The following is a 14,293-nucleotide window of genomic DNA, read 5'->3' as shown; positions in this document are numbered from 1 at the left end:
TTTTGGCAGTGTAAAGAGTAGGTCTCCTTTTCATGCAAATGGTAAAATGAAGTAAAAACATAAAGGAGATGATTTCATCTTGAAGGATATCAGGAGCACTTTAACATTGCATAATGGAGTTGAAATGCCCCAATTCGGGCTGGGAGTATATAAAGTAGAAGAGGGCCAGCAGGTTGAAGACACGGTGAAAAATGCAATAAACATAGGCTACAGACTAATTGATACCGCTGCCTTTTATGACAATGAAGAGGGTGTTGGAAGGGCAATAAAAGAAAGCGGTGTTCCCAGGGAAGATCTTTTCATAACGACAAAGGTGTGGAATACGGAACAGGGATATGAGCAAACTTTAGGTGCCTTTGATAAGAGTTTAATGAAATTGGGTTTAGAGTACATCGATTTATATCTAATCCATTGGCCAGTTAAGGAGAAATACCTGGAAACCTGGCGAGCGCTTGAAAAGCTTTATAGGGATGGAAAGGTAAGAGCCATCGGCGTGAGCAATTTTCAAATTCATCATTTAAAGGACATAATGGAAAACTCAGGTGAAAAGCCTGCAGTCAATCAGGTTGAGCTTCATCCTCTGCTATCTCAGGAAGAAATAAGGGTATTTTGTGATGAGCACAATATAAAAGTGGAGGCCTGGTCTCCAATTGCAAGGGGCAGAGTGCTGGAGGACCCTGCAATAAAAGAAATTGCCGAACATCACAGCAAATCATCAGCCCAAGTTATATTAAGGTGGCATCTCCAAAATGGTATTATCGTAATACCCAAATCAGTTAAAGAAGAACGATTAAGGGAAAATGCAAATATTTTTGATTTTGAATTAACGGAAGAAGATATGAGACAAATGAATACATTAAATAAAAATCAGCGATTTGGGGCCGACCCGGACAAATTTGATTTTTAATTAAGCTATTTAAAAGCATCCTAAGGGGTGCTTTTTTTATATAAAATTTTTCCAGAAGAATAGTTTTTTATTTTTTGGTTTTAGATAGTGAATCCTGGGTAATTTAATTGTACAAGCAGATAAGATCACCAAAAGCTGCGCAGCTGCTGAATGAAATTCTTAATCTGAACAGAAACTAAATTAAATCAAAACGAGGAGTGATTTTCAATGTTAAGCTTTTTATGGGCATTAATTATAGGTGGTATCATTGGTTGGTTAGCAGGTATGATTGTGGGAAGAGATATTCCAGGAGGCGTAATTGGTAACATCATCGCTGGTTTCATTGGTGCATGGTTAGGTTCATTAATTCTTGGTGATTGGGGTCCAGTAGTAGCTGACTTTGCTATTATTCCTGCTTTAATTGGTGCTATCGTGCTTGTATTCATTGTAGGCTTCATTATGAAGGCTATGCGCAAATCTCATGACTAATAGAATCATCTGAAAGAAGTCCTATATGGGGCTTCTTTTTTTGAGCTGATAGCCACAACTTCTTTGTTTTAGTGAATTAAAAGCTGCCCCTGAAAGGGCAGCTTAAATCGTTATTAAAAGGCATACGGATCAATTCCCTTAAAAACCTCATGATCATCTAAAAAAGGTGCATGACAGACTATAGTTTCCTCTAAGAAAGGGTGTGGAATCTCAAGTTTTACGGCGTGCAGTGCCTGCCGGGGAAAAGCCGGTTTCCCGCCATATAAAATATCCCCTGCTAGAGGATGTCCGATATAGCTGAGATGAACACGGATCTGATGTGTTCTGCCTGTATCCAGCTGGCACTTAATAAGTGAAAGATTTAGCTTAGGAAAGTACTCGATCAGTTCATAGTTTGTGACAGCAGGCTGGCCGCTGGGAGATACTCTTCTTCTGGTTGGATGATGCCTGTCCCGCCCAATTGGCTCGCTGATGGTTCCTTTGATCTTTGAAACCCTGCCATGAACCAATGCTAAATATGTACGCTTAATTTTTCTGTCTTCCAGTTCTTTATCCAGGATTGCTCCTGCCAAGGCATGTTTGGCAAACAAAATGGCACCGGTCGTATCTCGATCCAGGCGATGAATATGTTTTATGCTTCTGCATTCGCCCTGCATCTGTATATGAAAGGCAGCAGCGTTTGCTAATGTATTATTTTGCTCTGGAGAATTAGGATGCGTGTCCATGCCTGCAGGCTTATTCAAAACAAGTAAATGATCATCTTCAAAGAGTACTTCGATGTCATAATAATAGGGTAGAATGCCTAAATTTTCCTCTTCAAAGAAGTGGAATTTTAATTTAGTCCCTGCATTTAGCGGCTTTGTCCAATTGGCAGGTTCATCATTGATTAATACCTGCTTGTTCATCCTCATATTGTGTGTCTGTTTTTTGGGTGCTCCCCATAATGTCCGGACTATATATTGGACGGTATATCCTTGCCATTTAACAGGCACCTCTATTTCACACCATTCGCCAAACCTTTGTATTTTTACCATAAATTACTCCTATCCTGATTGAATAATCGTGACTTTCATACATATAAATTAATTACAATAATATATTAGCCTTTAAAAACAGCTGATAAAAGGAATAGGTGTTTACAAAATATTATTGTAATATTTAATAACACCTTTTATTTTGCTGAAAATGGAGTTAATATAGAACTTTAGAACCAATTATAAAGCATTAAACCTGTGCCATCTATTTCCTCAGGAGGAATAAATGTCAACAAATCCCTTCTCCATGGGTATAATTACCACCCTAAAGGGCTTTCAGAATATGATATTCTAAATTATATATTACGAACTGATTACAAGGATTACAAAGGTGGGTTATCAGTGAAAGTTGTATTTGCATCAACTCCTGATCAGGAACAAAAAATTCAAGAGTTAATTAGAAAATTCTATTCAAATGTGTTTCCTCTTTATTTCACAGATGATGACATAAGAGAATTTGAACAGCAGAAGATTTTACATACTTCTACACGGCACTTTGAATATTTTGGAACATTAAAGGAGGCTTACCAGGTTATAGCAGGGCTGCAGACGCTAATGGCTATTCTGGAATCCCGGCAAATGAATGACAAATATGAGATGATTTTCGTCAAAAATGTTCAAATACTTCAAGAATTCGGTTTGTCATTCCCATTTGACTACAGTCATTTTTGCGGAGAAAGGATGCCGCGGAATAGTTTGTTCAGTGTCTACGCCAAAGCCGCAAATGAAATGCTTGTATAAAAAAACGCCTGCAGCTGACTGAGCCGCAGGCGTTTTTGGTTATTTCGAATTCTCATTAAACCATTGTTCAAAGACTTCTTTTTCCTGGTAACCAGTAATTCTGTTAACCTCCTTGCCGTCTTTGAATTGAACAATTGTTGGAGTCTCCTTAATTCCATAATTATCCCAGCCGTCTTCAAATTCAAGCAGGTTGAATTGAACCAGGTCAATGCCCATATCTTCTGTGAGCGGAGACACAATAGGAGTTGTCCTCTGGCAATGAGGGCATGTCGGGCTATAAAAATACACAGTTACATCTTCATTTTCATTTAACTTTTTGTCCAATTCTTCAGGAAGAATCAGATTTTGATAATTTGGGTCTTCAAGCTGTTTGACTGTTTCAGGATGAAGTGAATCCTTTTCATATGGATTATTCCCAGAAACTTTTTCTTCATTTTGCATTTTAGTTAAGATTCCAACAGCTGCGAATAACGCAACGATAATGGCAAGAAAAATAATGACCTTTTTCATTATTCTGCTACCTCCTTGGTTTTCTTCCAGACAAGATAACTGCAAATAAAAATAATTATAAAAGCTGTCAATGCTAAAAACGGAATCGTGATGAATCCAAGCCAATTAATATATTGCCCTGTACAGGGAACTCTCCCGCATGCTGCTGCATGGTCTGCCATAAATGAAATTTTCTGAATGGAATAGTGGTATATGGAAATCCCTGCTCCAACTGCAGATAACACCATTGTATAAAGGCTGATGCGATAATCTTTTTTAATAACAGCCAAGCCTAATATGACAGCAAATGGGTACATGACAATCCTTTGATACCAGCAAAGCTCGCAAGGCTCGTATTGCCTGATTTCCGAAAAATAAAGGCTGCCGAACATGGCTAGAATCGATGCTGCCCAGGCAATAAACAGCAAATTCTCCCGTCGGTCTGTTTGTGTTTTCTCCATAATAATCTCCTTATTAATATGTACTCTAAAATTATAAAGCTATTGGACATGCCTTGTAAATTAACATGTTCAAACGACCATCAGAAATAGGGCAATTGTAATATTGAAATGGTATTAGCATCATTACGGAAATTAAAAGAAGACATTCAGCCCCTTTATAGAAATATATATAAAGGAAAAGACGCAAGATAAGCATAAGGGGGAAATTGGCTGAGAAAATTCAGAGGGTGTTATGAATACAGTAAAAAAGGGAAAAGACCTGTATATCACTGGAGAGGATGAACTTTTTATCAGCCCCCAGGATAATTATTATTTCCAAAAGGAGTGCACCACCATTGACAAAGCTTGATTTAAAGAAGTTTGAGAAAAAAATGATTATCAGAAATACACGGCATTCAGATATAGATCATATCATTGCACTTCAGGAGCTCTGTTTCCCCGGCATGATACCCTGGAAGAAGGATCAGCTTGAAAGCCATCTGGATATTTTCCCAGAAGGCCAGTTTGTTGCAGAATATGATGGGGAAATCATTGGTTCGTGTTCGAGCCTTATAATCAATTTTGATGAGTATGATGATCGTCATTCCTGGGATGATGTAACAGATAAAGGATACATAACGAACCATAATCCGGAAGGCTATAACCTTTACGGGATAGAAGTCATGGTTCATCCGGATTACCGCAGAATGAAAATTGGCCATCGCCTGTATGAGGAGAGAAAAGAGCTTGTTAGATCTTTAAATTTAAAAAGTATCATCATAGGGGGGCGCATTCCGAATTATCATAAATACGCGAAAGAAATGAACCCCCGTGAGTATGTGAACGAGGTCTCTCTTCATAAAATCTATGACCCGGTATTATCCTTTCAGCTCCTGAATGGATTTACTCTGATGAGGATTAACCCGAACTATTTGCCTGATGATGTTCAGTCAAATAAATATGCAACGCTGATGGAATGGAATAATGTTGATTACAGGCCAATGACTAAGCGTTTTTATAAAACAAGCTACCCGGTCCGTATATGTGTGGTGCAATATTTAATGCGGCAGATTAAATCCTTCGATGAATTTGCCCATCAGGTGGAATACTTTACAGATGTTGCTTCTGATTCCGGTTCTGACTTTGCTGTATTTCCCGAGCTATTTACCACCCAGTTAATGTCATTTCTGGACGAACGGTCACCAAGCCTTGCGGTCAGGAAGCTGACGGAATACACTGAGCAATATATCGAGTTATTTACGGATTTGGCAGTCAGGTATAATATCAATATAATTGGCGGTTCTCATTTTGTTAAAGAAGATGATGATGAGATTTATAATATTGCTTATCTTTTCCGCCGCGATGGGACGATTGAAAAGCAGTATAAGCTCCATATTACGCCAAATGAGCGCAAATGGTGGGGAATCAGCCGCGGGGACGAAGTGAAAGTATTTGATACGGATTGCGGAAAAATAGCCATCCAAATTTGCTATGATATCGAATTCCCTGAGCTGGCGAGAATTGCCACTGATAAAGGTGCAAAAATTATATTTACACCTTTTTGTACTGAAGATCGCCAAGGATATTTGCGGGTGCGCTATTGTGCTCAGGCCCGCGCTGTTGAAAATCAGATATACACGGTAATTTCAGGAACGGTGGGCAATCTTCCGCAAACTGAGAATATGGATATTCAGTATGCACAGTCTGCCATATTTGCACCATCTGATTTTGAGTTTGCAAGGGATGGCATTGTGGGAGAGACCAATCCAAATATTGAAATGGTCCTGATTGGTGATGTTGATCTGGAAATTCTCCGCCGGCAAAGACAGGATGGCACAGTGCGCCAGCTAAAAGACCGCAGGCATGATATTTACAGCATTAAATATAAGAAGTAATATATAGTTGCAGATTGAGCGCCTTTCACCTGGCGCTCAATGCTTTTCAGCGGAAGCATACATAATTTTAGGGTGAATTTTGTCAAAAAAACTCGGATGTTTTTAAGAGGGAAAATCGCCTGGGACTCGAAAAGGAATATGAAGAAGCTTTTTTTAGGAGGTCATACGATGGAATGGAAGACAGCGGCAGAACGATGGATAAAACATGAGAATTTGGACAGTGAATTACTGGAACAGCTGAAAGGTCTGCAGGGAAATGAAAAGCTCCTTGAAGAAGCGTTTTATAAGGGACTGGAATTTGGAACAGGCGGTATGCGCGGGGAGATAGGACCTGGAACAAACCGCATGAATATATATACAGTCCGTAAGGCATCTGCGGGACTTGCCGCATACATAGAAGAAAAAGGATTGGAAGCAAAGAACAGAGGGGTGGCAATTGCATATGATTCACGCCGCATGTCCCCTGAATTTGCAATGGAAGCGGCTAAAACGCTTGCCAGCAGGGGCATTCAGACATATGTATTTGACGAACTCCGCCCAACACCTGAACTTTCATTCGCAGTCCGGTACCTGCATGCGTATGCTGGGATAGTCGTGACAGCAAGCCATAATCCACCGGAATACAATGGCTATAAGGTGTATGGATCGGACGGTGCTCAGCTGACTCCTGCCGAAGCTGACATTGTTATCGGCAAAGTAAATGAAATAGAAAACGAACTGCTTATTGAAGTGATGGACGAGAACAATTTAAAGGAAAAAGGGCTTATCACAATGATTGGAACTACAGTTGATCAGGCCTATCAGAAGCAGCTCCTTACCATTTCCGAAAACCCTGATGCTGCAAATGAAACAGATGTTCATGTGGTTTTCACACCTCTGCACGGTACAGCCAATAAGCCAATTAGAGAGGCTTTGGCTGCTTTGGGTTATGAACATGTGCATGTAGTAAAGGAACAGGAGCTCCCGGATCCTGAGTTTTCAACAGTAAAGAGTCCTAATCCAGAGGAGAAAATTGCATTTGAGCTGGCCATGAGAGATGGAAAAGAGACAAATGCAGATATTTTAATTGCTACAGACCCAGATGCTGATCGTCTTGGCATTGCTGCAAAAAACAAAGATGGTGAGTATGTCCTTTTGACAGGAAATCAGACAGGTGCATTGCTGCTTCACTATATACTTTCTCAGAAGAAAGAGAAGAATACACTGCCCGACAATGGCATTATGCTAAAAACGATCGTTACATCTGAATTTGGACGCAAGGTTGCTTCATCTTTTGGTGTAGAAACCATCGATGTTTTAACAGGCTTTAAGTTTATTGCAGAAAAAATCAAGGAATACGAGGAGACTGGAGAATACAGCTTCCTGTTTGGATATGAGGAAAGCTATGGCTATCTTATCGGCGACTTTGCAAGGGATAAAGATGCTATCCAGGCAGCTTTGCTTTCTGCGGAAATGGCTGCTTTTTATAAAAAGAAAGACATGTCCCTTTATGATGCATTGCTCAGCTTATTTGACGAGTATGGCTATTTTCTTGAAGGGTTAAAATCAATGACTCTAAAGGGAATTGAAGGAGCAGAAAAAATCCAGCAGACCCTGGCATCCTTCCGTGCCAATCCGATAAAAGACCTTCAAGGAATGAAGGTCCAGGCAGTTGAAGATTACTTAACAGGAATAAGAACAGAAGAAGATGGAATGGAGAAAGTAATAGACCTGCCGAAGTCCAATGTTATTAAGTATTTCTTCGAAGATGGGACCTGGATCTGCCTAAGGCCATCAGGTACAGAACCGAAAATTAAATTCTACTTTGGAATCAGTGCCTCCTCATTAGTCAGCAGCAAGGAAAAACTGGAATCTGTTCAAAAAGACTTTATGCAAATCGTAGAAGAAAGAATGGGCAGTTCAGTATTAAAATAGCTTTTAATATCCAGAAAGTTATTATCCGGAAAGGAAGATTCGATGTTAAAGGGACAAGCGGCAATCGTAACAGGTGCATCAAGAGGGATCGGCAAGGAAATTGCTGTTAAACTGGCCAAGCAGGGCATGAAGCTTACCCTGATTGGAAGCTCAGGGGAAGTTCATAAATCTGCTGAAGATCTCAAGAAAATGGGATTTGCAGATGTACTGCCCATTCAAGCAGATATTTCAGATGAAGCCCAAGTAAAGGATGCAGTTGAAAAAACTCTTCAGAAGTACAAACAGCTTGATCTTCTGGTGAACAATGCAGGGGTGGGCTTTTTTAAGCAGGTTGATGAAACAACACTGGACGAGTGGAAAAAGGTCTTTGAAGTAAATGTGCAGGGAGTCTTCCTCGGATGCAAGGCAGTACTGCCGTACATGAAAGAGCGTAAATCCGGTACAATCATTACCATTTCTTCAGACGTAGCCAGATACACCATCCCCAATGGATCAGCCTATACAGCTACAAAATATGCAGTGCAGGGCTTTTCGGGATCTTTAGCTCAGGAAGTCAGAGAATACGGTATCCGCGTCGGAACCATTAATCCCGGCATGGTAGATACGTTTTTTGCGGAATCTAAGCAGGGGCTTGAAGAGAAAAGAGATTGGCTAAAGGTCGAAGATATCGCCAATGCTGTTGTTTACATGGCGTCTGCGCCGAAACACATGCTGATAGACGAAATCGTCCTTCATCCATTTGTTCAAAACTATCCAATTGCATAATATATGCACCGGAGAGGCCTCCTCTTCGGTGTTTTTCTGTCTACAACTTTAGTCGCAGGCCGCTTCCTCCAAAATGCCAAGGAAGAAAGGGAATAAAAGTTATATAATAAAAGTACATAATATGAAAGTTCCAAGGGGGATAAGGGTGTTAGGGGAAAAAAGGCAATCTGAAATCAGAATTTTAAAAGAAATAGCAGAACTGTTGAATGAAGGAACAGAAATTGATTCCCTTTTAAAAGAGGTTCTGCAGAAATTGCTTCATATTACCAGTCTTGAAACGGGATGGGTATTTCTAATCGATAGCCAAGGGGAGTTTCGCCTGGCAGCAGAAGAGAAACTGCCGCCTGCTCTTTCAGCGGATAACTGCAGACCGATGTGCAAGGGAGACTGCTGGTGTATTGACCGCTATAATGACGGCAGATTAAACAAAGCTTCGAACATTATTGAATGCAAAAGAATAGAAGATGCCATTGCCGAGCAAAGAAAGGATACCAACGGGCTTACCCATCATGCCTCCGTACCGCTGAGAGCAGGGGAAGAAAAGTTTGGGATCCTTAATATCGGCTCACCTGATAAAACCCATTTTTCACCTGAAGAATTGGCATTGCTGGAATCGGTAGCTTTTCAAATTGGAACGGCTATAAAACGAATCAAACTGACGCAGCTGGAACAGGAGACGGCTCTTGCTGCGGAAAGAAATAGGCTGGCAAGGGACCTGCATGATTCAGTTAACCAGCTATTATTCTCCTTAAGCTTAACGGCAAGAGGAGGGGCTGAAATGACTGATAGCCCTGAAATTAAAGAGACCTTTTCTTACATGCAGGATCTCGCACAGGAAGCTTTAAGCGAGATGAGGGCACTTATCTGGCAGCTGAAACCCCGCGGCCTGGAAAATGGGATTGTATGTGCTATGCAGACCTACAGCCAAATGCTTGGCCTGAAGCTCAATTCAAAAGTAAATGGTGTGATCTGTCTGCCCGGAAAAGTGGAAGAGACACTATGGAGAATTGGCCAGGAAGCACTGGCCAATTGCAAAAAACACTCTGGTGGATCAACAGCAGATTTAGAACTGACAGTGGATGAAAAAACAGTTGAAATGGTGATTTCCGATTGCGGCAGAGGGTTTCATTATCGTGAAAATGATATCCCTTCTCTCGGGCTCAAAAGCATGAAGAAAAGGACGGAAGCACTGAATGGTTTATTTAAAATAAAAACAGAGCCAAACAAAGGAACGAAAATTGAAATTATCATTCCTTTGAAAAAGGGAGGGATGAAATAGATGGCCATCAAGGTTTTAATAGCGGACGATCATCATGTTGTAAGAAGGGGTCTTGTATTCTTTCTGAAAACACAGCCGGAAATAGAAATTATCGGAGAAGCAAAAAACGGCCGTGAAGCTGTAGAGATGATGCAAACAAACCAGCCTGATGTTGTATTAATGGACTTGGATATGCCTGTTATGAATGGTATTGAAGCCACAAAGCAAATTAAAGCGAGCTGCCCTGAAGTGAAGATCATGATACTCACAAGCTTTTCAGACCAGGATCATGTGATTCCGGCAATTGAGGCGGGGGCCTCAGGGTATCAGCTCAAGGACATTGAGCCGGATATTCTTGTTCAGGCAATTATCCAGCTGATGAAAGGGGAGAACCAGCTGCATCCAAAAGCCACCTCCCATCTGCTCACACATTTAACGAATAAAAACAGTATAGAAAGGCAGCCGCTGGAAGAACTGACAAAAAGAGAACTGGAGGTTCTGCGGGAAATTGCAAAAGGGAAAAGCAATAAAGAAATTGCTTCATCCCTTTATATAACAGAAAAGACAGTCAAAACACATGTTTCCAACTTATTGTCCAAATTGGAACTTGCTGACAGAACACAGGCAGCACTATATGCAGTGCGTCATGGTATTGCAGATTCAAATTGAAAAAATCATCCTAAAGTTGCAGAAGATATTTACTGAATTAGTCCTAAGATAAGCTTTATAAAACTCAGCCATACTGACGATGTTTAAAAGCGCATATTTCTATATACTAAAGAATATAGGAACTAAAAGGAGAGTTTAGAATGAAGCTTACGATTATTAATGGAAGCCCGCGAGCTAAGGGAAGAACGGGAATAGCCTCTCGTTATATTGCAAGGAAATATAATGCTGAACTGATCGATTTAAGTCTTGGAGAAATTCCTTTATATAATGGAACAGAAGATCAATATCAGCTGTCTGCCGTTAAAAAGCTGCGCCAGCAGATTGCAGATTCTGATGGGGTTATTCTTGCTTCCCCTGAGTATCACAGTGCTATGAGCGGAGCTCTAAAAAATGCGCTGGATTTTCTCGGAAGCGAGCAATTTGCCCATAAGCCAGTCGGCTTGCTGGTTGTGGCAGGAGGCGGAAAAGGCGGCATCAATGCCCTTAATAATTTGAGAATTGCGGGCAGGGGTGTATACGCCAATGTCATTCCTAAGCAGCTGGTCCTGGACCCGCATTGTTTCGATTATGAAAATGATGGCCTTTTTGAGGAACCTGCCCAGCTTGTTGAGGGATTAATGAAAGAACTTCAGCTTTATATGAAGGCGTATGGTCAAATTAAGCAGGAATTAAAATAAAACAAATACAAAAACACGGACCCAAAAATCCGTGTTTTATTATTGGTGGAATTCTTTTTTAAGTTAGTTCATAAAATACTGTGTTTGGCAGCAGTTTTTCCGATAATTCATTGGCATGGTCAATATATCTCAAGAGTGAATATAAATGTTTCTCAATAACAGAATAGTCTTTTTCGAAGTTGTAGGCATGAAGGAAATGTTCGATCTTCTTCGAAAGAAATTGATCATCTGTTCTGACCATCAGGATCAGCAGGTTATCCCATTCTGACCGGTGCGTGTAATATAGCGCACGGTCATAATCCACTTTATTCATTTATCCTCTCCTCCTCTTTCAGGAGTTGATTATAGTTTATGATGATGCAGAATTTTATTTCGAAGTAAATCTTGGACTTGTTGATTTCAAAGGGTTATCATCATTTACCTGTATATTGGCCACATGCATTTATAACACAATCCCATACATAAAATTGAAAACTGAGCCAAAAATATAATTAACGACACATGCTTTGGAGGATATATGAAAAAGTATTTAACGATGTTTATGCTGGTTTGTTTATTAGCCGGGGGAGGCTCCTTAGCAGGAGCTGTCCAAAAACCGGATTATGAAAAGTATGGAAGAATTGCCATCGCAGTTGTAAAGGAAGATTATCCTGGGGAAGAGGTAGTGGATTATCAGTACGGAGGAAGGAAAAAAGTTACCGAAACAGATGTGACAGACACCTTCACATTTACAGTAAAAGAAGATGGGAAGCCTGTAACTGTGCTGGTTTTGGTCACACATAATCTCAAGGATAACAAAGCGGTTAGCCTATCTGTAGAGAGAAAGACTCAGTAAGCTCCTTCGGGGGCTTTTTTCATTGAATTTGGCCAGCAAACCCCTTATTTAAAATAATGATAAAAACAAATCTTTCTGATAATCTTGGATTATGAATATAAGCGTCAAATATGGGGAGTGAGTTTTATGAAGGAATCAATTCTTGTTGCGGAAGATGAAGCTAAGATCGCCAGGCTTCTGGAAATTGAACTTGAATTCGAGGGCTATCAAGTGACAAAGGCAATGGATGGTTTTCAGGCAATGGAGTTTTATCGAACTGGCAGCTGGGACTTAATTATTCTGGATATCATGCTGCCGGGATTTAGCGGAATTGAAATTCTGCGAAGAATTCGCAGCAAGGATAAACAGACCCCCATTTTGCTGCTGACGGCTAAAAGCTCAGTGGAAGATAAAGTATCTGGTTTAGATTTGGGTGCGAATGATTACATAACAAAACCTTTCCAAATTGAGGAACTGCTTGCGAGGATTCGGGCGGCATTAAGGGTTAAGTCAGCGGCTGCCAAAGAAACGGCAGCTAATGATTGTCTGGAAGTGTCAAATTTAAAGCTCAATGAAAAAACAAGAGAAGTCAGCAGGGGAGATCAGTTCATAGAACTGACGCCCAGAGAATTTGATTTACTTGTGTATTTAATGACAAATAAAAAACAGGTCCTGAACAGGGAACAGATTTTGGAGGCCGTCTGGGGATATGACTTTTTGGGGGACACAAATGTCGTGGATGTCTATATCAGATATTTGCGCAAGAAAATAGACTTGCCTGAGATGCCTTCTCTTATCCATACAATCCGCGGAGTAGGGTATGTATTAAAGGAGACGAAATGAATCTTAGGAAGAAAATTTATTTGTATACAACCGTTCTCTTTGCCGTATTGCTGCTTGTCATGAATATCGCTGTGTATGCTGTTTTCAGCAAATTAATATATGAAAATGAGCAGGCGGCCATTTCAAATGAAATGGCTAATATAACAAAAATTGCACAAAGTTCAATCGGGAATGTTCCGGAAGCTGAACTGCTTAGGGCCCTTGTTCCTTCAAGTGGGATGGTAAGACTGGTTCAGCCGGATAAAAAGGCAGTAACCTCAACATCTGCGGATGAAAAGGCGCTCAGTGAAATTCCTGCAGAGTATATCAGCAATGAATTGATAAAAACAATGGAAAGTGATAAGAAGGCCTATATGTTTGCGTCTGCACCAGTGATCCTTCCAGATGGTGAAATAGGGAGCTTTCAGCTGACCAGAAGCATGGAAAGTGCAGAAAAAATATTAAGGACTCTACGCTTCGTTCTAGGGATTGTCACAGTCCTGGCAATGATTCCCGTTCTAATCTCCAGCGCTATCCTTAGTAAGTTTATTACAAGGCCTGTTGCAACAATGACAGCCACCATGAAAGAAATTAGAAAAAGCGGCCAATTCAAACGTCTTGAACTGGAGGAAAAATCTCAGGATGAGCTGCATCAAATGGGTGAAACCTTCAACCATATGATAGATCTTCTTGAATCCAATTATGAAAAGCAAAAACTTTTTATATCAAATGCTTCCCATGAGTTAAAAACCCCATTAACTGTTATTGAGAGTTATTCAAGCCTGCTTAAGAGAAGAGGATTGAAAGAACCTGAATTATTTAATGAATCAATAGAAGCCATTCATTCAGAGGCATTAAGAATGAAGGAAATGACAGAACAGCTTCTTTTGCTTGCACGGCATGATGACCAGTGGATGCTCGATTTGAAATTGATAGATCTTAACAGTTTTTTAACCCAAGTTATTCGGACTTACGGAGATGCTTTTAAAAGGACTATACAGTTGGAATTCAGATTGGCTGATAATACCTTTATTCAAACGGATGAAAATAAGTTAAGGCAGCTCCTGTTTATTTTTCTGGATAATGCCAGGAAATACAGTGATGATGTCATAAGGGTTAATGCTGGGATAGAGAAAAGTGAAGTTTATATCCGGATTGAAGATCGCGGTATGGGTATTCCCCAGAAGGATCTGTCAAGGGTGTTTGACCGTTTTTACCGGGTAGATGAGGCAAGAAACAGAAAAACAGGAGGATCGGGACTGGGACTGGCTCTTGCCAAAGAAATCGCTGATGCTCTAGGGGTTGAGATCAGACTCGAAAGTACTGAAGGATTAGGAACTGCAGCATCCATAAGCATCAAAATAACTTAACCATTCTCATCATTTTCTCATTTTATTATC

16 protein-coding genes are annotated in these 14,293 nt (G+C 40.3%); 12 read left to right on the top strand and 4 right to left on the bottom strand.

The window, feature by feature from the left end:
- Positions 1 to 79: 79 nt before the first annotated feature.
- Both ACEQ1T_RS04195 and ACEQ1T_RS04190 read left to right on the top strand, forming a co-directional pair.
- Positions 80 to 907 (top strand): aldo/keto reductase, encoded by an 828-nt coding sequence (locus ACEQ1T_RS04195; protein WP_280516049.1) that lies wholly within the window; start codon positions 80 to 82, stop codon positions 905 to 907.
- Positions 908 to 1,114: 207 nt separating this feature from the next.
- Positions 1,115 to 1,375, top strand: a complete 261-nt coding sequence (locus ACEQ1T_RS04190; protein ID WP_206834835.1) for a GlsB/YeaQ/YmgE family stress response membrane protein — start codon at positions 1,115 to 1,117, stop codon at positions 1,373 to 1,375.
- Positions 1,376 to 1,488: 113 nt separating this feature from the next.
- On the opposite strand, the gene ACEQ1T_RS04185 is transcribed toward ACEQ1T_RS04190, so the two are convergent.
- Positions 1,489 to 2,409 carry an RluA family pseudouridine synthase gene (locus ACEQ1T_RS04185; RefSeq protein ID WP_370221832.1) on the bottom strand — a complete coding sequence of 307 codons (921 nt, stop codon included), beginning with the start codon at positions 2,407 to 2,409 and terminating at the stop codon, positions 1,489 to 1,491.
- A gap of 342 nt (positions 2,410 to 2,751) precedes the next feature.
- On the opposite strand from ACEQ1T_RS04185, the gene ACEQ1T_RS04180 reads away from it, so the two are divergent.
- Complete coding sequence (locus tag ACEQ1T_RS04180) at positions 2,752 to 3,150, top strand: YhcU family protein (protein ID WP_206834842.1); 399 nt, start codon at positions 2,752 to 2,754, stop codon at positions 3,148 to 3,150.
- A gap of 39 nt (positions 3,151 to 3,189) precedes the next feature.
- On the opposite strand, the gene ACEQ1T_RS04175 is transcribed toward ACEQ1T_RS04180, so the two are convergent.
- A complete protein-coding gene (locus ACEQ1T_RS04175) occupies positions 3,190 to 3,660 on the bottom strand; it encodes a thioredoxin family protein (RefSeq protein ID WP_370221830.1) in 471 nt (156 codons plus the stop codon).
- Positions 3,660 to 4,100, bottom strand: a complete 441-nt coding sequence (locus tag ACEQ1T_RS04170; RefSeq protein WP_009331514.1) for a disulfide oxidoreductase — start codon at positions 4,098 to 4,100, stop codon at positions 3,660 to 3,662. Before ACEQ1T_RS04170 ends, ACEQ1T_RS04175 begins: the two co-directional genes overlap by 1 nt.
- 371 nt (positions 4,101 to 4,471) lie before the next feature.
- Between ACEQ1T_RS04170 and ACEQ1T_RS04165 the strand changes: the two genes are divergently transcribed.
- From ACEQ1T_RS04165 to ACEQ1T_RS04140, 6 genes are all read left to right on the top strand, one after another.
- On the top strand, positions 4,472 to 5,974 hold the full coding sequence (locus ACEQ1T_RS04165) for a bifunctional GNAT family N-acetyltransferase/carbon-nitrogen hydrolase family protein (RefSeq protein ID WP_009331513.1): 1,503 nt from the start codon (positions 4,472 to 4,474) through the stop codon (positions 5,972 to 5,974).
- A gap of 168 nt (positions 5,975 to 6,142) precedes the next feature.
- The gene (locus ACEQ1T_RS04160) at positions 6,143 to 7,888 is read left to right on the top strand and encodes a phospho-sugar mutase (RefSeq protein ID WP_370221829.1); all 1,746 of its coding nucleotides are present in this window, start codon (positions 6,143 to 6,145) and stop codon (positions 7,886 to 7,888) included.
- Between the two features lie 42 nt (positions 7,889 to 7,930).
- Positions 7,931 to 8,653, top strand: coding sequence for an SDR family oxidoreductase (locus tag ACEQ1T_RS04155; RefSeq protein WP_370221828.1), 723 nt, complete (start codon positions 7,931 to 7,933; stop codon positions 8,651 to 8,653).
- A 145-nt stretch (positions 8,654 to 8,798) separates the two neighbouring features.
- Positions 8,799 to 9,932, top strand: a complete 1,134-nt coding sequence (locus ACEQ1T_RS04150) for a GAF domain-containing sensor histidine kinase (RefSeq protein WP_370221826.1) — start codon at positions 8,799 to 8,801, stop codon at positions 9,930 to 9,932.
- Positions 9,933 to 10,580, top strand: coding sequence for a response regulator (locus tag ACEQ1T_RS04145; protein ID WP_370221825.1), 648 nt, complete (start codon positions 9,933 to 9,935; stop codon positions 10,578 to 10,580).
- 140 nt (positions 10,581 to 10,720) lie between these two features.
- On the top strand, positions 10,721 to 11,257 hold the full coding sequence (locus ACEQ1T_RS04140; RefSeq protein WP_370221824.1) for an NADPH-dependent FMN reductase: 537 nt from the start codon (positions 10,721 to 10,723) through the stop codon (positions 11,255 to 11,257).
- A gap of 58 nt (positions 11,258 to 11,315) precedes the next feature.
- Here the strand turns inward: ACEQ1T_RS04140 and ACEQ1T_RS04135 are convergent, their stop codons facing one another.
- The gene (locus ACEQ1T_RS04135) at positions 11,316 to 11,570 is read right to left on the bottom strand and encodes a YhdB family protein (RefSeq protein ID WP_206834859.1); all 255 of its coding nucleotides are present in this window, start codon (positions 11,568 to 11,570) and stop codon (positions 11,316 to 11,318) included.
- 204 nt (positions 11,571 to 11,774) lie between these two features.
- Between ACEQ1T_RS04135 and ACEQ1T_RS04130 the strand changes: the two genes are divergently transcribed.
- From ACEQ1T_RS04130 to ACEQ1T_RS04120, 3 genes are all read left to right on the top strand, one after another.
- Positions 11,775 to 12,092, top strand: a complete 318-nt coding sequence (locus ACEQ1T_RS04130) for a DUF3889 domain-containing protein (RefSeq protein ID WP_206834861.1) — start codon at positions 11,775 to 11,777, stop codon at positions 12,090 to 12,092.
- Positions 12,093 to 12,218: 126 nt separating this feature from the next.
- Positions 12,219 to 12,914 carry a response regulator transcription factor gene (locus tag ACEQ1T_RS04125; RefSeq protein ID WP_206834862.1) on the top strand — a complete coding sequence of 232 codons (696 nt, stop codon included), beginning with the start codon at positions 12,219 to 12,221 and terminating at the stop codon, positions 12,912 to 12,914.
- Positions 12,911 to 14,263, top strand: a complete 1,353-nt coding sequence (locus tag ACEQ1T_RS04120) for a HAMP domain-containing histidine kinase (RefSeq protein ID WP_206834865.1) — start codon at positions 12,911 to 12,913, stop codon at positions 14,261 to 14,263. Before ACEQ1T_RS04125 ends, ACEQ1T_RS04120 begins: the two co-directional genes overlap by 4 nt.
- The last annotated feature ends 30 nt before the right edge of the window (positions 14,264 to 14,293 follow it).

Source organism: Cytobacillus sp., assembly GCF_964223445.1.
Lineage (GTDB): Bacteria > Bacillota > Bacilli > Bacillales > Cytobacillaceae > Cytobacillus.
Note: the sequence above shows the minus strand (reverse complement) of the source record. Positions and strands in the feature narration are given on the sequence as shown.

Bases quoted from the DNA above. Each gene is read 5' to 3' on its own strand.
- ACEQ1T_RS04155 (WP_370221828.1), top strand. From the start codon at position 7,931: ATGTTAAAGGGACAAGCGGCAATCGTAACAGGTGCATCAAGAGGGATC.
- ACEQ1T_RS04120 (WP_206834865.1), top strand. From the start codon at position 12,911: ATGAATCTTAGGAAGAAAATTTATTTGTATACAACCGTTCTCTTTGCC.
- ACEQ1T_RS04170 (WP_009331514.1), bottom strand. From the start codon at position 4,100: ATGGAGAAAACACAAACAGACCGACGGGAGAATTTGCTGTTTATTGCC.
- ACEQ1T_RS04130 (WP_206834861.1), top strand. From the start codon at position 11,775: ATGAAAAAGTATTTAACGATGTTTATGCTGGTTTGTTTATTAGCCGGG.
- ACEQ1T_RS04175 (WP_370221830.1), bottom strand. From the start codon at position 3,660: ATGAAAAAGGTCATTATTTTTCTTGCCATTATCGTTGCGTTATTCGCA.
- ACEQ1T_RS04145 (WP_370221825.1), top strand. From the start codon at position 9,933: ATGGCCATCAAGGTTTTAATAGCGGACGATCATCATGTTGTAAGAAGG.
- ACEQ1T_RS04140 (WP_370221824.1), top strand. From the start codon at position 10,721: ATGAAGCTTACGATTATTAATGGAAGCCCGCGAGCTAAGGGAAGAACG.
- ACEQ1T_RS04165 (WP_009331513.1), top strand. From the start codon at position 4,472: ATGATTATCAGAAATACACGGCATTCAGATATAGATCATATCATTGCA.
- ACEQ1T_RS04190 (WP_206834835.1), top strand. From the start codon at position 1,115: ATGTTAAGCTTTTTATGGGCATTAATTATAGGTGGTATCATTGGTTGG.
- ACEQ1T_RS04160 (WP_370221829.1), top strand. From the start codon at position 6,143: ATGGAATGGAAGACAGCGGCAGAACGATGGATAAAACATGAGAATTTG.
- ACEQ1T_RS04135 (WP_206834859.1), bottom strand. From the start codon at position 11,570: ATGAATAAAGTGGATTATGACCGTGCGCTATATTACACGCACCGGTCA.
- ACEQ1T_RS04185 (WP_370221832.1), bottom strand. From the start codon at position 2,409: ATGGTAAAAATACAAAGGTTTGGCGAATGGTGTGAAATAGAGGTGCCT.
- ACEQ1T_RS04125 (WP_206834862.1), top strand. From the start codon at position 12,219: ATGAAGGAATCAATTCTTGTTGCGGAAGATGAAGCTAAGATCGCCAGG.